16 protein-coding genes, 1 tRNA gene and 1 riboswitch are annotated in these 17,408 nt (G+C 41.6%); of the genes, 6 read left to right on the top strand and 11 right to left on the bottom strand.

What is annotated here, in order from left to right; genetic code table 11:
- Window positions 1-414: 414 nt before the first annotated feature.
- Window positions 415-603 (top strand): hypothetical protein, encoded by a 189-nt coding sequence (locus tag ACQKIC_RS20700; protein WP_402876058.1) that lies wholly within the window; start codon window positions 415-417, stop codon window positions 601-603.
- 45 nt (window positions 604-648) lie between these two features.
- On the opposite strand, the gene ACQKIC_RS20695 is transcribed toward ACQKIC_RS20700, so the two are convergent.
- Window positions 649-1,530: a DMT family transporter gene (locus ACQKIC_RS20695; RefSeq protein WP_402954150.1), complete on the bottom strand. Its 882-nt coding sequence runs from the start codon at window positions 1,528-1,530 to the stop codon at window positions 649-651.
- Window positions 1,531-1,666: 136 nt separating this feature from the next.
- Between ACQKIC_RS20695 and ACQKIC_RS20690 the strand changes: the two genes are divergently transcribed.
- The 3 genes from ACQKIC_RS20690 (at window position 1,667) to map (ending at window position 3,662) form a co-directional block, all read left to right on the top strand.
- Window positions 1,667-2,374, top strand: coding sequence for an MgtC/SapB family protein (locus tag ACQKIC_RS20690; protein ID WP_402876056.1), 708 nt, complete (start codon window positions 1,667-1,669; stop codon window positions 2,372-2,374).
- A gap of 118 nt (window positions 2,375-2,492) precedes the next feature.
- Window positions 2,493-2,565: transfer RNA gene (locus ACQKIC_RS20685), tRNA-Ala, on the top strand.
- Between the two features lie 356 nt (window positions 2,566-2,921).
- A complete protein-coding gene (gene map / locus ACQKIC_RS20680; protein ID WP_402876055.1) occupies window positions 2,922-3,662 on the top strand; it encodes a type I methionyl aminopeptidase in 741 nt (246 codons plus the stop codon).
- Between the two features lie 127 nt (window positions 3,663-3,789).
- Here the strand turns inward: map and ACQKIC_RS20675 are convergent, their stop codons facing one another.
- From ACQKIC_RS20675 to ACQKIC_RS20640, 8 genes are all read right to left on the bottom strand, one after another.
- Window positions 3,790-3,966: a hypothetical protein gene (locus tag ACQKIC_RS20675; RefSeq protein ID WP_402876053.1), complete on the bottom strand. Its 177-nt coding sequence runs from the start codon at window positions 3,964-3,966 to the stop codon at window positions 3,790-3,792.
- A 311-nt stretch (window positions 3,967-4,277) separates the two neighbouring features.
- Window positions 4,278-5,732, bottom strand: a complete 1,455-nt coding sequence (locus ACQKIC_RS20670) for an alanine/glycine:cation symporter family protein (protein WP_427592227.1) — start codon at window positions 5,730-5,732, stop codon at window positions 4,278-4,280.
- Between the two features lie 185 nt (window positions 5,733-5,917).
- Entirely contained in the window at window positions 5,918-7,570 is a 1,653-nt protein-coding gene (locus ACQKIC_RS20665; protein ID WP_402989837.1) for a glycerol-3-phosphate dehydrogenase/oxidase, read from the bottom strand.
- A gap of 243 nt (window positions 7,571-7,813) precedes the next feature.
- On the bottom strand, window positions 7,814-9,304 hold the full coding sequence (gene glpK, locus ACQKIC_RS20660) for a glycerol kinase GlpK (protein ID WP_402876048.1): 1,491 nt from the start codon (window positions 9,302-9,304) through the stop codon (window positions 7,814-7,816).
- Between the two features lie 25 nt (window positions 9,305-9,329).
- Complete coding sequence (locus ACQKIC_RS20655; protein ID WP_402876046.1) at window positions 9,330-10,154, bottom strand: MIP/aquaporin family protein; 825 nt, start codon at window positions 10,152-10,154, stop codon at window positions 9,330-9,332.
- A 207-nt stretch (window positions 10,155-10,361) separates the two neighbouring features.
- Entirely contained in the window at window positions 10,362-10,907 is a 546-nt protein-coding gene (locus ACQKIC_RS20650) for a glycerol-3-phosphate responsive antiterminator (RefSeq protein ID WP_402876044.1), read from the bottom strand.
- Between the two features lie 188 nt (window positions 10,908-11,095).
- Window positions 11,096-11,542, bottom strand: a complete 447-nt coding sequence (locus tag ACQKIC_RS20645) for a hypothetical protein (protein ID WP_402876043.1) — start codon at window positions 11,540-11,542, stop codon at window positions 11,096-11,098.
- A 180-nt stretch (window positions 11,543-11,722) separates the two neighbouring features.
- Entirely contained in the window at window positions 11,723-12,460 is a 738-nt protein-coding gene (locus ACQKIC_RS20640) for an SH3 domain-containing protein (RefSeq protein ID WP_402876041.1), read from the bottom strand.
- Window positions 12,461-12,725: 265 nt separating this feature from the next.
- Between ACQKIC_RS20640 and ACQKIC_RS20635 the strand changes: the two genes are divergently transcribed.
- A complete protein-coding gene (locus ACQKIC_RS20635; RefSeq protein ID WP_427592226.1) occupies window positions 12,726-13,763 on the top strand; it encodes a hypothetical protein in 1,038 nt (345 codons plus the stop codon).
- 283 nt (window positions 13,764-14,046) lie between these two features.
- Here the strand turns inward: ACQKIC_RS20635 and ACQKIC_RS20630 are convergent, their stop codons facing one another.
- Window positions 14,047-15,084: a PTS transporter subunit IIC gene (locus tag ACQKIC_RS20630; protein WP_427592225.1), complete on the bottom strand. Its 1,038-nt coding sequence runs from the start codon at window positions 15,082-15,084 to the stop codon at window positions 14,047-14,049.
- A gap of 216 nt (window positions 15,085-15,300) precedes the next feature.
- Window positions 15,301-15,400: riboswitch (SAM riboswitch) on the top strand.
- 84 nt (window positions 15,401-15,484) lie between these two features.
- Between ACQKIC_RS20630 and ACQKIC_RS20625 the strand changes: the two genes are divergently transcribed.
- Window positions 15,485-16,588 carry a 5-methyltetrahydropteroyltriglutamate--homocysteine S-methyltransferase gene (locus ACQKIC_RS20625; protein WP_402989843.1) on the top strand — a complete coding sequence of 368 codons (1,104 nt, stop codon included), beginning with the start codon at window positions 15,485-15,487 and terminating at the stop codon, window positions 16,586-16,588.
- Window positions 16,589-16,624: 36 nt separating this feature from the next.
- On the opposite strand, the gene ACQKIC_RS20620 is transcribed toward ACQKIC_RS20625, so the two are convergent.
- On the bottom strand, window positions 16,625-17,149 hold the full coding sequence (locus ACQKIC_RS20620) for a hypothetical protein (protein WP_402876034.1): 525 nt from the start codon (window positions 17,147-17,149) through the stop codon (window positions 16,625-16,627).
- Window positions 17,150-17,408: the final 259 nt, after the last annotated feature.

The following is a 17,408-nucleotide window of genomic DNA, read 5'->3' as shown; positions in this document are numbered from 1 at the left end:
AAATGTTTGACTTGCTCATTTTGCTTTTTTATAGTGTGTGCTCACTCAAAATTTACGTTGGCGCTTTGTTTTGTTCAGTTTTCAAAGAGCAATTTCGTTGTCGTTTCTCTCAAAGCGACTTCGTTAGTTTATCATGTTTCGCTGCTGTTTGTCAACAACTTTTTTAAAATAATTTTCAACAGCTTGTTGAGCCGTTTAAGTTGCTGTCTTAGCGACAAGAAATAATATACCATGTATAAAAAATGTTTGCAATATATTTTTACAAAGTTTTTTTAAAAAAGTTTTCATTTTCATTTCTTCTATATAAACTTCCCCTGCATTCACTTTATCTCCGTAACAAAATTAAAATATCCCGCATATTTCATCTTGAATTTATATATAGATAGATTGATATCTTTTTTATGAGGTGAAATGATGAATCTTTTATTGGTTGCGCTACTCATTTGTTATAGCATGGCTCTTTATTTATTCTGCACCGCTTTTTATGAAGCCATTAAATTCAGTAAAGAAAAAGGGAAAGTGAACGGCACGACCTTCTTATTCAGCTTTATCTTCGCCTTGATTTTCACCAGGATGACCTATTTATTCTATCCCTATGAATAAAAGCAGTAAGTCGCGTCAGACTTACTGCTTTTATATGAGTCTTTTTCAACCTTCTTTCCCTTCAGCTTTTAAAAACGTCGTTAGACCAACCAAGATGATGGTGCCTCCGAGAACTTGAGTCCATAGAATAGGCTCATCGAGAATAAAGTAAGCAAGGACCGTGGCTCCTACCGGCTCCAGAAGTATCGCCATCGAAATGGTTGTAGTACTTAGCCATTTCAATGTCCAGTTGAATAACGAATGTCCTAATAACGTTGGAAAGATGGCAAGAAGAATGAAATAGATCCAATCTTCAACGGCATAGGGCGCGAGTGCCTCGCCTTTAACAAGAACATAGACGAACAAAGTAACCGCACTAATGCTATACACGACAAATGTGTATGTTATAGAAGAGATACGTTTTACAACACTCTGTCCAAACAATAGGTAACCCGTTACTAATGCACATGCGATAAGGGCTAGGACATCCCCCCAAAGTGCCATCCCGCTGATTCGGAAATCTCCCCAGCTGATGACAAAACTTCCGGCTATCGCGATGACGCCACTACCTATCGCTCTCAACGAAAACCTTTCTTTAAAAAAGAAGTAAGCCCCCGCGAAAGCGAATAACGGCTGAAGTGTGACAAGGACTGTCGAACTGGCCACAGATGTGTAATTGAGCGATTCAAACCACAGTATGAAATGAAAGGCTAGAAACACACCAGCGGCAATCGATAACAACCAGTCCTTTTTCCGGATGAGCTTGAGTTCATGCCGGTACTTGATAAGGAAAACAGGAAGCATCAATAGAACGGTAAATAATAATCGATAAAAAGCAATGATTCCCGAAGGCGCAGTTGCTAATTTGACCAAGATCGCCGAAAAAGAAACCGAGGCTACTCCTATAGCTAAAGCCAAATAGGGATTCATTTTTGGTTTGGGCTGCATTCTCTCTCCTCTTTCCCCGAATTCTAGTTTGAAGTTTATTTTACTATGGTAGAATTATAAGGGATAGTTTATTTGAAATGGGCAATATTGAATAGATTATTAATTCTTCTATCTTTTCTGAGGAGATGTGAATGGTATGGAATGGGTGTTCGAACCTCAATCTGAACTGCAGATATTGATAAAGTTAGGGATTTCGGCTCTCCTCGGATTAATCATTGGGTTAGAGAGGGAGATGAAACGGAAACCAGTCGGACTAAAAACAAGTCTGGTCATTTCCATCGTCAGCTGTTTATTAACAATCGTTTCGTTGGAATCAGCTTATAAATTTCCAGGCAGTGACGATGTTAATATCACGATGGACCCTCTTCGTCTTGCGGCCCAAATCGTATCAGGGGTCGGTTTCATCGGTGCAGGGGTCATCCTGCGTCGCGATAATAACAGCATTTCCGGTTTAACGACCGCCGCCATCATATGGGGTGCCGCAGGTATTGGGATTGCGGTCGGGGCAGGATTCTTCCTTGAAGCGATCGCTGGAGTCATCCTGTTAATCATCAGTGTCGAATTGGTGCCGTCCCTTGTCACTTGGCTCGGACCAAGAAAATTGAGACAAAAGGAAATCTTTCTAAAGCTAGAGATCAAGGGTAAAGATGATATTGCTATCGTACTGAAGAAAATTAAAGAAGAGAATATTTACATCAAGGCGCTTCGGATTAAAGATGTCGAAGAAGACCTTCACCTTTTAACACTAAAAGTGTTGGTCGATTATAAAGTCAAGACTTCCGAGGTGTACTATACCGTCTCTAAACTCAGTGAAATATCCAGAGTGGAAATTGAAAATGGCTAATGTACAAAACCCGTTTGAATTCCTTCAAACGGGTTTTTCTTACTCATTTTACAAATTATAAAATTTAATATTGACTTTTCTTCGGATTCCGAATAAAATAATTATTGTACCATAACCCGGGGGCTTAGCTCAGCTGGGAGAGCGTTTGGCTGGCAGCCAAGAGGTCAGGGGTTCGATCCCCCTAGTCTCCATACTTCGAAACCCTTTGCTTTTAAGCAAAGGGTTTTTCTTTGTATCCCTCCCCTTTTCTTCTCAAAAAACTTCCCTTTATAATCGCCTTAACAGTAATTCATGCTTTTTCCCTCTACGTTGAAATAGCTACATTTTGCTTACCCTTGCCTCGATACCATTCTCATCTCACATCGGACGATTCAAACCAGCCACTCATCAGTTGTTTTTTCTTGTGTTTCTGATATTTTTAGAAGAGTGAAGGAGCTAACTGTTTTCGGAATAAATTCGTCAGGCACTTTTTCACATTTATTTTAACTAAAGTGGAAATAAGGGTACAATTAATAACTCTAATATAAATAATTAATGAGGTGAAAGAATGATTGCAAAGACTGAAGAAGATTTTAATGGCTTGAAAGAAATCGGCAAAATTATTGCCTCCATTAGAGATGAATTGGTACAAAGATCAGTCCCTGGCGTAACGACCAAAGAACTTGATGATATTGCTGGAGAACTGCTAAAGAAGGCAGGTGCCATTTCCGCCCCAAAAGGGGAATATGATTTTCCTGGTTATACTTGCATTAGCATTAACGAAGAAGTGGCGCATGGCATTCCAGGTGAACGGGTTATTCAAGAAGGGGATCTCGTAAATATAGATGTCTCCGCTTCAAAGAATGGTTATTTCGCAGATACAGGAATCTCATTTGTAGTAGGAGAGGGCAATGAAGTCTTAACGAAACTATGCGATGTCGCTAAAAAGGCATTTGATGCAGGTCTCAAGAAAGCAAAACCTGGTGCCAAGAAAAGCAAAATCGGAAAAGCGGTCTTTGAAACCGCGAAACAACATGGATTCACTGTTATCGAAAATCTTACGGGACATGGTGTCGGACGAAAGATCCACGAAGCACCTGCCCATATTTGTAATTATTATGATCCTTGGGATAACGAAATACTAAAGGAAGGGATGGTTATCGCATTCGAGCCATTTATTTCAACCTTTGAAGAAGAAGTATTCCAAAAAGAAGATAATTGGACCTATGCCACAGAAAAAAGCTTTGTAGCTCAATTGGAGCATACGATTATCCTTACTAAAAATGGCCCGATTATTGTCACCCTTTAATTCAAGCATAGACGGTAAAGTTTTATATTAAAATAGTAGTACACGGCGGAGTGTTCTTTACACTCCGCTTTTATCTCGTCAGGTAGGGAATATTGCGAGAATGATTCGGGGAGTGAAGGCATCTACGCTAACTTCTACTCATCATTTTCTTGATCTTGCGAACAGCGGGTACTAGAACGGATTCTTGTACTTTTGTAAGGGCTACACCCAACCCAACCATCAGCATCAAGGCGATAATCAATCCTAATACCAAGCTCACTATTTCTCCAACTTCTTTAAATACAGCAACCAATACGGCAACCATTCCACTCGCCTCCCTTTACCACCACTTTTTTACGAACTTCTCACCAAACTTAAGTGAAGGATTATTTACTTTCCCTTTTCCGTGACATTAACTGAACGAACGATTACCTATAGATAGTCTCATTATAACCAAATGTATAATATTGGTCCATTTACCACCTTTGTGAATATGAAGACACGCCCGACTCCGCTAGTCCGCTATCCATTTCTTTACTCATAATATGTAGTTCCCTTTTTGGTAATGACATCAAAAAAAAGCTAGCCCGATTACTCGAGCTAGCTTAATTGAAATACATATATCATTTCATAGGATTATGATATTTTCTCTTCATCCTTCATATATTCATGCTCCCAGAAATCCGCATTTTTAATCCCCAATGCTTTTGGATCAAAAACTGGGTCCACCCCTTGTTTCTTTTGTTTCTCGTAATCCCGTAATGTTATGAGTGCTGGTTTGGCTAGAATCAGAATCGCTATGACATTGAGCCATACCATGATTCCTAACCCCGCATCCCCTAAGGCCCAAGCCACTTCTGCCGTTCGGATCGTTCCATAAAAAGTGGCGGCAAGGATAATGACCTTCAAGGTGTGCATCGCCCATTTACTATTCCGATTTCGCATCAGGTAAGCAATGTTCGTTTCTGCGATATAATAGTAGGCCATGATGGTCGTAAAGGCGAAGAAAAAGAGGGCTATAGCCACGAATCCTGCACCAAACCCAGGAATCACACTATCAATGGCCGCTTGTGTATAGCCTGGACCCGGTTCCACCTCTCCTAAGTTATTCACGATTGATGTCCCATCTTCCGCTTGCGTATTGTACATGCCTGTGAATAAGACCATGAAGGCAGTAGCCGAACAAACGAATAGGGTGTCTATATAAACGGAAAAAGCTTGGACAAGGCCTTGCTTGGCCGGATGGGAAACTTCGGCTGCAGCTGCTGGGTGAGCACCCGTTCCTTGACCAGCCTCATTCGAGTACACGCCGCGTTTCACTCCCCACGCGATGGCCATCCCGATCAACCCGCCAAATGCTGAATCCAGACCAAAAGCACTTCTAAATATTAATGATATGACACCGGGTAATTCTGTGATATTCATGAAGACGATGATAACGGATAATAGAATATACCCGAGGGCCATAAACGGAACAATCAGTTGTGCGGCATTGGCGATCCTCTTTACGCCACCGAATATGATGAACCCAAGTAAAAGGACCACGGCAATTCCTGTGATGAACGGCTCAACACCGAAGGCATTTTCCACTCCGGCGGCAATGGAATTGGACTGGACGCCCGGCATAAGAATTGCCATTGCGATAAGTGCCGCGCCTGCGAAAAGGACGGCGAACCATTTCCAACCTATCCCTTTTTCAATATAATAAGCAGGACCCCCACGATATTGACCGTCTTGCTTCACTTTATAAATCTGGGCTAACGTAGATTCTATGAATGCGCTGGATGCCCCTATGAAAGCAATGGCCCACATCCAAAAAACCGCACCTGGTCCACCGAAGGCGATGGCCGTCGCCACCCCAGCTATATTCCCTGTCCCGACACGTCCTGAAAGGGCAATGGATAAAGCCTGGAATGAAGAAACCCCCGCTTTCGAACTCTTTCCCCGGAACATCAATACAATCATTTCTTTAATATGCCTAACTTGTAGAAAACGCGTCAATATGGAGAATAATAGCCCGACCCCCAATAAGATATAAATGACCGGTGAGCTCCATAACACTCCATTCAAAGCGTCTATGAATTCCTTCAAGTAAGTTCCCCCTTTTATCGATTAGAATATTCAAAATTATATAATAATTTATATTTTTCCACAATATGTTATGTTAGTTTTTCTTACATTTGAAATAATTTTGTCGTAAAAAAGGGGAACCTTCTTGACAGCATAAAAAAGAAACGCCTGCGTTATCCGCTGGCGTTTCTACTTTCATATGGAGGTCACAAGACTGAAGTAGCGCCTTGTATTGCGTGTTCCAGTTCGCTTGTTCTTTTCTTTGTAACTGATTCGTTCCAACCAAAGTATTCAGCCATGTAGTTGGTTACGGCTTCTTTATGAGTTTGAACCAAATCGATATCAAACAGAAGCGTTCCAGTTCTACGGAAGAAGAAATCTACAGGAGTGGCTGCCATTTCATGGTCCAGTGCATATTGCAATTGTACGAATAACACTTGTGGTAGACCTGTACGGCTTCCCCCATCCTTTTCATTGATGGCAATGTTAAATAACACCGGCGCGTTCGACCCGTACATGGACAGGATCTTTCTTGAATCTTCAACAGAGAGCCCTGCATCTACACCCATTTGAATATGGTTCTTGATGTATTCAGGGAAGTTGTTCGACCCACCTACATCTCCACCTGAAATGCGGATCCGTTTTGTACTATGATCTGCGAACAATTTGTTCAAGTCCTCTGAAAACTTCTTGGCCACTAGGTCTACGGTCGTTTTGGCCATTTTGCGGTACCCGGTCAATTTCCCACCGGCAATCGTGATAAGACCTGAATCGGACACCCATATTTCATCTTTTCGTGAAATTTCAGAAGGGTCCTTGCCTTCTTCCAGAATCAATGGTCTTACACCGGACCAGGTTGACTCGATATCTGCATCCGTAACCTTCACTTCAGGGAACATGAAAGCTATCGCCTTCAAGATATAATCACGGTCTTCTTGCGTTACACCCGGATCTATCGGATCTCCTTCATAAAAGGTATCTGTCGTTCCCACATAAGCTTTACCCGCACGCGGAATGGCAAAGACCATCCGTTTATCCGGCGTATCGAAATAAATGGCCTGTTTCAAAGGGAACTTCGATTGGTCAATGACGATGTGAACACCCTTGGATAGCTTAAGCGTTTTTCCTTTTTTCGAGTTATCTTTTTCACGAATTGAATCGACCCATGGTCCAGCTGCATTGACCACTTTTGCTCCAAGTATTTCGTATTCTTCATCTGAATGTACGTCCCGGACTTTTACTCCAGCAATTTTACCATCTTCATAGACCAATTTTTCTACCTTCGTATAGTTGATGGGAGTCGCCCCTTTATCGACGGCCGCCTTCATGACTTCAATCGTCAGACGCGCATCATCCGTACGGTACTCAACATAATACCCTCCGCCTTTAAGCCCGTCTTTCTTAACAAGCGGTTCTTTCTTCAAGGTTTCATCCGCAGTAAGCATTTTTCTCCGTTCACTTCTCTTGACGCCTGCAAGGAAATCATAGACACGGAGACCGATAGATGTGCTGAATTTGCCGAATGTCCCACCTGCATGCATCGGAAGGAGCATCCATTCCGGTGTCGTTACGTGCGGTCCATTTTCAAAAACGATTTCTCTCTCTTTACCTACCTCGGCAACCATCTTCACTTCCAACTGCTTAAGGTAACGCAATCCACCGTGGACAAGCTTGGTTGATCGACTTGATGTACCAGCCGCAAAGTCTTGCATTTCAACTAATGCCACTTTCATGCCGCGTACGGTCGCATCCAATGCTATCCCTGCACCGGTGATTCCTCCACCTATTACAACTAAATCAAATTTCTCTTTTTTTAATTTATCGATTGTTTCTTTTCTATATCTATTTGAAAACCTCATATCTAACTCCTCCTTGGGGTGTTATCTTGTTGGTTCTTCTAATAATCAGCATATACTCTATTATCTTCCCATTCTAGTAAGCCAATAACCATAATCAGGATATAAATATAGAGAAAGAGACCACAAATGCACATCATCGATTTCTCGATAACGCATTCGTGGTCTCTCCTATTCTCCGGCCGAGTTATTAACTTGATTTCAGTATATCATAGTGTTGCCTGTATTTAAAAGACTTTGCTTATTTTATTTAAAAGCCATTGCCGCGTGCACGGCCTTTTTCCAGCCTTCGTATAATTTTTCACTTTCCTTCTCTTCCATGGAAGGCGTGAAAGTCTTGTCTATTACCCACTGCTGGGCGATTTCTTCTTGATCCTTCCAATAGCCAACCGCTAGTCCAGCCAAGTATGCGGCACCCAGCGCTGTCGTTTCATTCAGTGTCGGCCTTTCCACGGGTACCCCTAATAAATCACTTTGGAATTGCATTAAGAAGTCGTTCTTCACTGCCCCGCCATCCACTCGCAATGTCTTCAGCGCAATACCTGAGTCTGCTTCCATCGCATCCAGGACATCCTTCGCTTGGTAGGCAAGGGATTCAAGGGTAGCGCGTATAAAGTGCTCTTTCGTTGTCCCGCGTGTTAGTCCAAATACAGAGCCACGTACATCGCTGTCCCAGTATGGGGTTCCCAGTCCTACGAAGGCTGGCACCACATAGACGCCATCCGTGCTGTCCACTCGTTTTGCATACGCCTCACTATCCTGGGCGTTATTCAGCATCCGCATGCCATCACGTAACCATTGGATTGCAGAACCGGCTACGAATATGCTGCCTTCCAGTGCATATTCAACCTTGCCATTCAATCCCCAGGCAAGCGTCGTCAATAGGCCATGTTCGGAATCGACTGCTTTTTCACCCGTATTCATAAGCATGAAACATCCTGTTCCATACGTATTTTTCGCCATTCCCTGATTAAAGCAAGCTTGGCCGAATAAAGCGGCTTGTTGGTCACCTGCTGCACCGGCAATTGGAATCGATTGCCCGAAGAAATGATATTCGATCGTGTTCGCATACACTTCTGAAGAAGGTCTGACTTCCGGTAACATGGACTTTGGAACATCCAGGATTTCCAGAATCTCTTCATCCCACTTCAGTTCATGGATGTTATACATCAACGTTCTTGAAGCATTGGAATAGTCCGTCACATGGGCTTTTCCTCCTGAGAGCTTCCAGATCAACCACGTATCGATCGTTCCAAATAGTAGTTTGCCTTCATCGGCCTTTTGACGTGCACCTTCCACATTATCAAGGATCCATTTCACCTTTGTACCGGAAAAATAAGCATCAATCAATAATCCCGTTTTCTTCCGGAACATGTCATTATGACCTTTTTCCTTCAACTCTTCGCAGATGGCACTCGTCTGTCTGGATTGCCATACGATGGCATTATAGATAGGGACTGAGGTTTCCTTATCCCATACGACTGTCGTTTCACGCTGGTTCGTTATTCCAATCCCGGCAATTTGTTCAGGCTTTATGCCGGATTCCGATATGACGCTCGCAATGACGGCTAAAACCGACCCCCAAATCTCATTGGCATCATGCTCAACCCAGCCCGGTTTCGGGAAATGCTGTGTAAACTCCCTTTGGGCTACATGGACCAACTCGCCCTTTTCATTGAACAATATTGCCCGTGTGCTTGTTGTTCCTTGATCCAAAGATAAGATGTATTTTTTCATAGTATTTTCCCCCAACCTCTTTAAATTAACTAGCTATATTCTTACTCTCTATTTCATGCGACTGTTTTTTTCCAAATACGTAAGCCACTATCAATAATACTAGGCTTCCTGCAAAAACAGACCAACTTACTATCGTGATTTCACCTAAAAAGAATGCTTTATAAAAGATGGCTCCGAGTCCCCCACCTACTATCGGACCTACGACTGGAATCCATGAATAGCCCCAATTCGAATCTCCTTTACCTGGAATAGGAAGAAGAAAATGTGCAATACGTGGACCCAAGTCACGGGCAGGGTTAATGGCGTATCCTGTTGTCCCACCTAGGGACATCCCGATCACAACAATCAATAAACCGACTGCAAATGGATTTAACCCTTCCGTAAATTCATTGGCCCCTATAAATAGTAAACCAAGAACAAGGATGAATGTACCAATCATTTCGCTTAATAGATTGGAAAAAGTATGTGGGATCGCTGGTGAAGTCGCGAATACACCAAGCTTGGCACCCGGATCGTTCGTACCCTTCCAGTGCGGTAAATAATGCAAGAATACTAATGTTGCACCTAGAATCCCACCAATTAACTGACCTATGATATATCCTGGAACGTCTCCCCAAGGAAACTCCCCGATAAGTGCAAAACCTATGGTGACAGCCGGATTTAAATGGGCACCACTAATGGAACCGACTGCAAAAACACCCATTGTCACAGCTAACCCCCACGCAATCGTCACGACAATCCATCCAGCATCTTTGGCATAAGATCCTTTCAATGAAGATCCCGCCCCGATGCCTGCACCAAAAAGAACCAAAATCATCGTACCTACTACTTCTCCCCAAAATGGTGTCATATTAAAACCTCTTCCCCTCTAGAATAATGACCATAAATCAATAAAAGGAGGCCCACAGCAGAACTAACCCACAAGTAAATGGGAATTTTCCGTTGTGAATCTCCTTATCTCCGTCACATCTATTAACTTGTATTTTAGATTAATATACTAGTTAATGAAAACGCTGTCAAACTATTTATCAAAAAATAGAAAATTGTTTTATATTTTTTATTTAAACATATTCCATAACTCCGTTTTGGAAGTGGTGATCGACGATGCTCCCGCCTCAAGTGCGTTCAGGACCTCATCTGAATTACGGATCAACCCTCCGGCCAAAATCGGCGTTTGCAAATGTTCCTTCACCTCTTTAATCATCCAGGGCATGGCACCTGGCAACACTTCGATATAATCAGGCTTTGTCTTCTTTACCAACTTATAACTTTTCTCCAACGCATGGGAATCTATTAAAAAAATCCGTTGAATCGCGACAACGCCCTTTTGCTTCGCTTTTAAAATCACACTGGACTTTGTCGAAATCAAGCCATAAGGTTGGACCTCCTGGCAAATGAATTCCGTGGCATACTCATCACTTTTGATTCCTTGAATCAAATCTACATGGAAAATCATTTTCTTATTACGTTGCTTGGCCATCAAGCTCACATTTTTCAGCTGTGATATATGTAAATCCAGAAAAACCCCTATCTCATAGGAACTCTCCAAGAACCTCTCGAAATCCTTCATGCTTGCCGAAGCAGGCAGTATCTTCTGATCCATCATATCCTCCTCCTATGCTAACAATCCCATCATAATCAGAACCTGCCGTAAAAACAATAGGTCCCACCATCATTCCATAAGGACGCTCGCATTTATCCAAATTCCACTAGAAAAGAATGCAGTACCCTAAGCATACAAAAAACCTAAATAAAGAGCCATTATTTAGGCCTTTTGTTGTTTTTTGATAGTCAAAGAGCCAATTTGATATTCAAGGCACCCTCAACCAGCTCAAATGACTTAATCTGCCCGAACGGTACCTTTTTCACCATATCCCAAGCGTTAAAATCAATTTTGATCATCCGATTATGATATTCAAAGAAGGGTGGTCTATTAAACAGTTTATGGTTGATGAAATTAACATTAACCGGTTTCATCCCAACAAGCTGAAACAGAATCGTTCTTTTTTCGATTTGCACCGGCTTCAACGTGACGGTGAAGGCAACCTTTTTCTTCAACATCATTTTCTTCACCTCTGTAGTCCCGCGCAGCACGATATACTCTGGTGAAATATGCACATCAATGTCTTCTTCACCTGACTTCTTTTCTATTAAACTTGCCATCATCTTTGCCGTAATGGGGATGGAAACCCCCTCCGTTGTAGCCTTATTTATTATATCCTTGAATTTATCAAACATGGTTTCCCTCCCTTGCCCTATGCAAAAAACTCCGTTGAATCATCTTATTCAAGATTGGGTAATTGCGGAACGACCCATTACCTCCCCTTCACTCCCTCTTACCATATTATCTGCCCTGTTCTAACAGGTGACCACCTTTAAATAAAAAAACGCCACTCGGGATGAGCGGCAGTTAACGTCTTATTTTTTCTTCTTCAATTCGACTAGTTCACTGGTTTTTTCACCATTGACGAAGGCTTTGATCAGGCCCACATTTTTCGCGTAATATCTAGTAGAACCATCACTTTCCTTTACTTCCACAACCTTATTGAAGGTCCCTGCTGGTGTTTTGACGGTCTTACTCATCGATGTAACCTTAGCGATATACGTATTACTTCCATCCCAGCTTTCCCATTTAGCTCCGACCTTTAGCGGGTAACCTAAAGCGATAAAATACTCTGATTCGGGCCAGCCAATATAATAACCCTCACTCGTTTCTTTTTCAATATCCGTCCAGCTCTCCCCGGCTCCCTTTACGTTCCAGATTGTCCAAACCTTATTGTACTTTGCCCCTGTGCTAGAGTAGGTATATTTTTTTCCATTACTTTTATAGACATACACTTTGGACGTATCCATTTTATAACTCGCCACTTTTTTCTTGAACTTTAGAAATTCCGTGGATACATAGGCTTTTTTCTTATTATAACGGATTTCGGACCATCCTGATTTTGTTTTGGAATAGACCGTTACTTTGGTTCCTTTTTTCAACGAGCCCACTTTTTTCGCCTTATCGGAAGCCTTCTCCCTGACATTCAAGTTGCTTGCTGTCACAGTGGCACTTGATGTACTCGCCGCATCGGCTGTCGCGGTGAACGGAATTGCTAGGCTACTAATGAAAAGAATAGTCATCATTATTTTGAATAATTTGCTTACATTCATACTTTATTCTCCCCCTGGTCTCTTACCTAAATACCTAGATATAATATAGGTATTTTATCATAAATAATTGAAAAATAAGGTTTATAAGTAAAATAAAAGCAATGAATATCTATTTCTTTATCTATTTAATAAAGACAGATGAATGAATGACCCCTCAAACAAAATAATATAAATTCTGTATTCGTCTTACAAACCCCCCTACAGCATTCAAACTCTGGTAAAATGAATTCACGCTAAAATGTCAACCGATAGAATAGGAGATTACATGATAAAAAAAGGACTTTCACTAACCGTTAGCCTCCTCTGCTTATGCGTCCTTGCTTCATGTTCAAATGATGGGTACCAGGATGCTTTGGACAAGGGGATTGAATATCTAGGAAAACGGGATTACCATCAGGCAGCCATCCAATTCGAATTGGCCTTAAAGGAGAAAAAAGGGGATGAGGATGCCTCCGCTTATCTAGATCAGGCAAATCATATGGATACGGCAGTCACTGCATATGAAGAAAAAGAATTTGATACTTCCCTTGAATCTCTAAATGCCGTCATTACGAATAAAAGCACGTTGAACACGTTGCAGACCGAAGCTAAAAAACTAAAAGAGGAAATCCTTGCTGATCAGGAAACAACTTCTTCGTTTGAAGACACGATGAAGCTGGTGAGAGAACTTATCGCAAAAGAAAGTTACAGTTTAGCACAAAAGAAATTACAACTTTTAGAAAAAAGCTTCGAGTCGGATGAATTGCTATCAAGCTATCAATCTGAGTTGACTAAACTTACAGAACAAGTCGATCTTGCCCTGAAAGACCAGGAAGAAACGCAACCAGAAGAAAAGAAAGTAAAGAAAACTGAAGATAAGAAAACCGTAGAAAAAGCCGACGGTCAAAAAACTGCGTACCAACTATATCAAAATGGCCGTTATGGGTTTTCCATGTATTATCCCAAAGGCTTAAATATGGACACCCCGCCAACCAATGGTGATGGAGCCAGGTTCTATAATGAGGAATTTGAAATTACCGCCTTTGCTAGCCATACGAATGTAATCAACGATGAAGAAACGATTGAAATGTATTATGAAGATGATCTGAAAAGTATCACAGAAGAAATCGCCTATCAGCGACTTACAGACGATTGGTATGTCATTTCCTACGAAGAAAATGGGAACGTTATCTATAAGAAATACTACTTTAATGATCAGGTCGGCACTACCTTTATCATTACCTATCCCGCTAGCGAACAGGAAAAGTACGGTCCAATCACCTCTCATATCGCAGAGACCTTCACCCCATCCACCAACTCATAACGGGGTGAGAATGATGCCATGAACCGTCGAGATACGCTTCGGTTTATGGCTCTTTCTATTTTCTTCTTCAACCGATGCGATGTCCAGCTTGCCTCTATAAAGAAGGTAAGTGGAATCGTTTAGACGTGTATTTATCCTGAGTAAAGTGGATGAAATGAATCCTAGCCATCATCAGATACCGCAGATTCTAGATTTAAAAGTTGAAGTACCCTTGAATTAGCCTCCTCATCAAAAGAAGCAGCCAGAGCTAAACGCCTGACTGCTTCTTTTATTTGGTTTCCTTTTATTCAAAATGCAATGTGTAGTCGTCTGCTTTAATCCATTTTAATTTCTTCGAGAAAACGTAGATTAGCACAAGGTTCAACACAATCGGAAGAATGAAGAAAATGATGACCATGATGGATATGTTACTGAAAATCCATCCGCCTTCCGCCAGTTTCATGTAGTTCAAGGGACCGACCAATCCCGATAAACCAAATCCAGCACTATATGGGGTCCCTTGTATGTTTAACAAACCTGCCAACGCACCAAGAATAGCTGACGTGATTAACATGGGAAACGCAATTTTCGGTTTCATGAAGAAATTCCTCATTTGAATCTTAGGGGAACCCAACACATGGGCTAAAGCCGTCCCTAATGAATTCGCTTTGTAGCTTGCAATGGCTAAGCCAACACCAGCTGCCACGATGCCTAGGTTGGCCGCACCAGATCCTATCCCTGAGAGCATAATGACCGTCGCTACCCCAACCGTTGAAATGGGCGATAAGATAATAAGACAGAAGATAACGGAAATAATGGCTCCCATCAAAATGGGTTGCAAGGACGTCACGTTAGCGATGCCGACTCCTAATAGTCCCGTAGCGGATTTTACGTATGGCAGAATGAAGTATCCAATCATGCCTGGTACCAAGATACTTAAAGTCGGCATCAAGAGAATCGCATACGCCTTTAATTTGTCGCCAATTAATTGCAGGAACAATACGGTCAATGCCGCGGTAATTCCGGTATTGATGACAACGCCAATCCCATTAAGGGCAAATAAACCGTCAGCCGTTTTCTGGATGGCACCACTTCCGACCATGGCCGCTATCCCGATACTGGCCGTTTGAATGGATGGTAGCTTGAACGAAATCCCGACCATCACCCCAATCATGACAGGTAACAAACTCATCACGAAAACGGTGATATCGAATATATGCTGTAACACGGGAAAATGTGGAATCAATAGTTTAAGTATTTCCCCTAACAAAGCATTCGGAATTAATGAAACGACAATCCCTATGCTCATCCCCGTTAATAATTTATTAAAAAAATCTCTCATCTGAATAATCCCCTATCTCGCTGTAATGTACACAATTATAAGAAATATTCTGACAATAGTCAAAGGATTTTTTTAATACTTCACCGCGAAAGTGTATAAAAGTATTTAAACTAAGAGAAACTCACTTTCTAATAACGCTTATATTCTAAATTATCTGTTTTCTATTGACCTTTATTAATACTACCTGTATAGTCGTAATTAATTGAATAGTTCATTTTCTTATCCAGAGAGGTGGAGGGACTGGCCCTTTGATACCTCAGCAACAGACTTTACTGTACTGTGCTAATTCCAGAAGTGTTCAACTTGAAGATAAGAAGAGAATATAAGCATTGCTGATTATACCTCTTCTTTTTTTAAAGAAGAGGTTTTTATATTTTAATAAGGAAAGTAGGAATCTACCATGTCTATCACTTTAACGAAAGCTCCATTCAAAGCCGACCACGTAGGAAGTCTATTAAGACCAGAAAGTATACATCTGGCAAGAAAGCAACGGAAAGAAGGAATCATTACCGCAGAACAATTACGCGACGTTGAAACGAAGGAAATCAAGCGTATCGTCGATAAGCAAATAGAAATCGGTTTAGAGGCAGTGACTGATGGGGAATTCAGACGCACCTGGTGGCACTTTGACTTCTTGGAACATTTAAATGGAATCGAAGGGTATGTCACGGAAAAAGGCCTCACCTTTGATGGAATTGAAACAGAACGTTATAACGTTCGGAATACAGGAAAAATTTCTTTCAACCCAGATCACCCCTTTATTAAAGACTTTATTGAGTTTAATGAAATCGTGGACGGACGGGCTGTGGCGAAACAAACCATCCCTAGCCCCAATCAATTATTTGCGGTAGGGGTCCATAATGAAGAAATCTATCCTGACATCGAAGACTATGCAAAAGATATTATCAAAGCCTATCAAGATGCTTTACAAGCCTTTTACGATGCCGGTGTACGTTATTTACAATTAGATGATGTATACATAGCCAGGCTTTCCGCTCCGGACTTCCAGTTCAAAGAGGGGAATTATACAAGGGAACAATTAATCGATTTAGCATTGCGCGTGATTAATGGGACGTTGGAGGGAAAACCAGAGGATTTGGTTGTCACGACTCACCTTTGTCGTGGAAATTACCAATCGACTTGGGCTTTTGAAGGCAGCTATGCCCGTATCGCCCCAACTCTATTGGCCAAGGAAAATGTAGATGGATTTTTCTTGGAATACGATGATCATCGTTCAGGGGATTTTAAACCATTAGAACACATTCCAAATGACGGCGCACAAGTCGTTCTTGGTGTGGTTACTTCGAAGAATGGCGAACTTGAAGATAAAGAAACCGTTAAATCACGTATTAAAGAAGCGGGACAATTCGTGCCACATGAACACTTGTGCTTAAGCCCTCAATGCGGATTCGCTTCCACACATCTTGGCAACAAGCTAACGGAAGATCAGCAATGGGAAAAGTTAAAGTTCGTTGTGGATGTCGCCAAAGAAGTCTGGGGATAAGAACAAAAAGGGACGAGCCTATGCTCGTCCCTTTATTCAACAACATCGATCGTCCTCATCCTCTTTCTTCCCTACTACATCATCTGTCACCTTATCATCGAGCTGGTTCTTCAATGTCAATTCTGCCGCCTTTCCATCACTTGGCGACCCATCGGAAAAATACATCGGAAATAAGGAAAAGAACATAATATAGAAAGAGAAATATATGAATTGATACCAGAGGACCGATTTCTCCAAGATCCCCTGATAAACCAAACTATATATCAACAACATGCTAATTAGGTTAAAGAGGGCTCCCCCTAGATAAATCAAACTATTCGTGAACTTATTATCATATTTTAATCCCTTGAACTCACAATGCCCATTCCAAAAGTAGTATTTTCTCACTTCTATATTGCAAAAGGAGAAAATCTTATCTCCACATCCGATCTTGATTTTTTTCTCCGTACCGCCAAATAGCGTGACAAAGAATAGATGCCCACCTAAATGAATGAGCGTGACAACCGGTAAAATCAGAAAAAAGGAAAAGAGAAATTTAGTGATATCAGACAAACCGAACATGCCAATCATCCCCCTTATTTGAGCTTGGTGTATACAGACAAGTCCTTATTCGAAGGATGATACTCTCTTACCCGGTGTGGATACGTTATAACTAGTAAATATTCACATGTCTTAAGTGACTCCCCTTTAATCCACAAAAAGACCGGCAGATTATCTGCCGGTCCCAGTTTGTAGACAAAAGGGGTTCGGAATGGTTTCATTCCGAATCCCTTTTGATATTTTCTTGGAATTTTGCTCAAGATTAAGAGCTTGGGTCTCT

The sequence above is a fragment of the Peribacillus sp. NPDC046944 genome (assembly GCF_050272735.1).
Lineage (GTDB): Bacteria > Bacillota > Bacilli > Bacillales > DSM-1321 > Peribacillus.
Note: the sequence above shows the minus strand (reverse complement) of the source record. Positions and strands in the feature narration are given on the sequence as shown.

Coding starts and splice junctions, on each gene's coding strand:
- ACQKIC_RS20700 (WP_402876058.1), top strand. CDS start 415: ATGAATCTTTTATTGGTTGCGCTACTCATTTGTTATAGCATGGCTCTT.
- ACQKIC_RS20695 (WP_402954150.1), bottom strand. CDS start 1,530: ATGCAGCCCAAACCAAAAATGAATCCCTATTTGGCTTTAGCTATAGGA.
- ACQKIC_RS20690 (WP_402876056.1), top strand. CDS start 1,667: ATGGAATGGGTGTTCGAACCTCAATCTGAACTGCAGATATTGATAAAG.
- map (WP_402876055.1), top strand. CDS start 2,922: ATGATTGCAAAGACTGAAGAAGATTTTAATGGCTTGAAAGAAATCGGC.
- ACQKIC_RS20675 (WP_402876053.1), bottom strand. CDS start 3,966: ATGGTTGCCGTATTGGTTGCTGTATTTAAAGAAGTTGGAGAAATAGTG.
- ACQKIC_RS20665 (WP_402989837.1), bottom strand. CDS start 7,570: ATGAGGTTTTCAAATAGATATAGAAAAGAAACAATCGATAAATTAAAA.
- glpK (WP_402876048.1), bottom strand. CDS start 9,304: ATGAAAAAATACATCTTATCTTTGGATCAAGGAACAACAAGCACACGG.
- ACQKIC_RS20655 (WP_402876046.1), bottom strand. CDS start 10,154: ATGACACCATTTTGGGGAGAAGTAGTAGGTACGATGATTTTGGTTCTT.
- ACQKIC_RS20650 (WP_402876044.1), bottom strand. CDS start 10,907: ATGGATCAGAAGATACTGCCTGCTTCGGCAAGCATGAAGGATTTCGAG.
- ACQKIC_RS20645 (WP_402876043.1), bottom strand. CDS start 11,542: ATGTTTGATAAATTCAAGGATATAATAAATAAGGCTACAACGGAGGGG.
- ACQKIC_RS20640 (WP_402876041.1), bottom strand. CDS start 12,460: ATGAATGTAAGCAAATTATTCAAAATAATGATGACTATTCTTTTCATT.
- ACQKIC_RS20635 (WP_427592226.1), top strand. CDS start 12,726: ATGATAAAAAAAGGACTTTCACTAACCGTTAGCCTCCTCTGCTTATGC.
- ACQKIC_RS20630 (WP_427592225.1), bottom strand. CDS start 15,084: ATGAGAGATTTTTTTAATAAATTATTAACGGGGATGAGCATAGGGATT.
- ACQKIC_RS20625 (WP_402989843.1), top strand. CDS start 15,485: ATGTCTATCACTTTAACGAAAGCTCCATTCAAAGCCGACCACGTAGGA.
- ACQKIC_RS20620 (WP_402876034.1), bottom strand. CDS start 17,149: ATGTTCGGTTTGTCTGATATCACTAAATTTCTCTTTTCCTTTTTTCTG.